Source organism: Nonomuraea sp. NPDC052116, from assembly GCF_040680035.1.
GTDB lineage: Bacteria > Actinomycetota > Actinomycetes > Streptosporangiales > Streptosporangiaceae > Nonomuraea > Nonomuraea angiospora_A.
On record NZ_JBFAWA010000101.1, the window covers coordinates 1 to 2,256 of the forward strand.

General features: G+C 63.2%; 3 protein-coding genes and 1 pseudogene. All 4 read left to right on the plus strand.

Translation table 11 applies throughout. The annotated features are described in order from the left end of the window. Window positions 1-420: 420 nt before the first annotated feature. The 4 genes and pseudogenes from AB0L65_RS62815 (at window position 421) to AB0L65_RS62830 (ending at window position 2,059) form a co-directional block, all read left to right on the plus strand. Window positions 421-876 carry a helix-turn-helix domain-containing protein gene (locus AB0L65_RS62815; RefSeq protein ID WP_364267580.1) on the plus strand — a complete coding sequence of 152 codons (456 nt, stop codon included), beginning with the start codon at window positions 421-423 and terminating at the stop codon, window positions 874-876. Window positions 877-879: 3 nt separating this feature from the next. After that, the gene (locus AB0L65_RS62820) at window positions 880-1,434 is read left to right on the plus strand and encodes a PIN domain-containing protein (RefSeq protein WP_364267583.1); all 555 of its coding nucleotides are present in this window, start codon (window positions 880-882) and stop codon (window positions 1,432-1,434) included. 29 nt (window positions 1,435-1,463) lie between these two features. Then, window positions 1,464-1,574: pseudogene (locus AB0L65_RS62825) on the plus strand (peptide-methionine (S)-S-oxide reductase); the annotation flags it as partial. 71 nt (window positions 1,575-1,645) lie between these two features. After that, the gene (locus AB0L65_RS62830; RefSeq protein WP_364267586.1) at window positions 1,646-2,059 is read left to right on the plus strand and encodes a hypothetical protein; all 414 of its coding nucleotides are present in this window, start codon (window positions 1,646-1,648) and stop codon (window positions 2,057-2,059) included. Window positions 2,060-2,256 lie beyond the last annotated feature (197 nt).

The window sequence follows — 2,256 nt, forward strand, 5'->3', positions numbered from 1 at the left end:
AGCCACGACTACCTCCCAGCTTCAGAGGCAGCCAGCCTGACGGGTTCACCAGCCGAGATCAATTACCCGGTCAACGTTCCGGGACGGCCCACTAGGTTCTAGCTCTTGATCGCCCGGCCTGCCGGTTTCGATCAAGGGCTAGAGCGCACCAAAGGGCACGGCATTCTGGCCCAAGGCCTGGACGCGGTCCTCCTGGCAGGCTTGAACGAGCGGCCGGGTGTCGTGCCCGGCTCGGGGCCTCCCCTTCCCGCACCGGCCTCGTGGAGATCCACACCTTCTTCGCTCGTCCGGACCTCTGGGACAGCGGTATGTCCGTGATCCTGCTGATGGCGAGCTTCGACCGTGTGCGCCCGTAAGCCGCTAGCGATTTTGCTTGCGTTTATTTCGTCTGTTGCGGATACTGCGGAGAGGGGGTGACTCATGACTGACGTGCAGGCCAAGCGAGTTCAGCCGGGAAGCATCGATGCCGAGGTGGCCGGTCGCGCGGTACGCCGGATCAAGGATTACCTCATGCGGTATCCCGAGCAGCCGACCGTACATGTCGTAGGTGAGCACGGGGACGAGGACCCCTTGATCCTGCCTCGTGAAGCCGTGACTCTGCTTGCCTTCATCCTTGCCCAAGCAGCCGAAGGGCGCGGAGTCACAGTGATTCCGTCGCATGCTGAGCTGACGACACAGCAAGCGGCGGACATGCTGCACGTCTCACGCCCGTATGTGATCAAACTTCTGGAAACGGGAGAGATTCCCTTCCGGTTGATCGGCAAGCACCGCCGAATCAAGTACGAGGATCTCCAGGAATACAAGCGTCGCGATGACGCCAAGCGCCGGACCGCGGCCGACGAACTCGCTGCGCTGGGGCAAGAGCTGGGCATCTGAGCCATGACATTCGTGGTGGTCTACGACGCGAACGTGTTGTACGGCAACACCCTGCGTGACCTGCTCATTCGTCTCGCCATGGCGGGACGGGTGCAAGCCAGGTGGACCAACGGCATCCTTGACGAGATGCAGCGCAACCTCGCCGCCAACCGGCCCGACATTCCTGCGGAGAAGCTCGACAAGCTCCGGCGCCTGATGAACTCCGCTGTCCGAGACTGCCTTGTCGAGGGGTATGAGCCACTGATCGAAGGGCTGAAACTTCCCGACGCCGATGATCGGCATGTGCTGGCTGCGGCGATCAAGGTGGGTGCGAAGGTCATCGTTACGTCGAATCTCAAGGACTTCCCTGCCGACTACTTGGCTCCATGGGATATCGAGGTGAAGTCGCCCGATGACTTCGTGCTGGACCAAATCGACCTGGACGGAAGGGTCGTCTGGGCTTGTGTGCAGCAGATCGCGGACTCACGGACCAGCCCGCCGGAGACCGTTGATGATGTGCTCGACGCTTTGGAGGCGGCGGGCCTCGTCGAAGCGGTCGCTGCCCTTCGAGCCGGCTGAAGTCCTCCCAACTGGATCTGTAGCGCGAAGCCAAGCGCTACCACCAGCAGTATTTGTTCAAGAACCCGAACGGCTACTGCGGCATCGGCGGGACGGGCGTGGCCTGCCCGGTCGGCCTGACGACCAGCGACGGGGAGTGATGACTCGCAGTGCGCGGAGTGGGAGTGAGGCGGAGGCTCTGACCGGAAGTCTCACTCCCGACGAGCGCCAGATGATCAGTGTCCTCGATCTTCAGCGCCTCGCTCTGGAGAAGGAGGGTCTGGCGCCCGAACACGCGGCGCAGGTCGAGGAACCGATCTATGGCGTTCTCTCCTCTCTCAAGGGGTGGGAATGCTTGATCAACGAGATGGAGGAGTGGTCGCGCGGCCAGGACCGTTACATGGTCTACGAGTACATCAATGACCTGACGGTTCGAGATGGTCTGGAAGAGTACTGCGAGGCTCTGCATGGGATGGCTCGCACGAAGCTCGCCAGCGCTCTGGACCGCCTCGACCAGCGCTTTCGCGCTGTGACGCATGAGGACGGCGGCGCTGAGCTTGCGCAGTACTGGCGGCCTCTCGCGGAGGGGAACGAGACCCGATGGTGGTGGACTCGAAGGCCGAACGATCTACCCCAGGGCTGGTAGTCACTAGTAGCTCAGAGCCGTTCGCGGCGACAACCTTCCTTACAGGTTCAAGGGCGTGCCGCCTGCGGCGGCTCGCCGCGCGTCGGGCGGTCGCTGGCCGCGCGACCACGTCGTACGCGAGCTCGACCCCGACGACATCCTGATCACCGACCAGTCGGGGCCGATCTCGATGGCCGGCACCATGGGCGGGCTGGAGA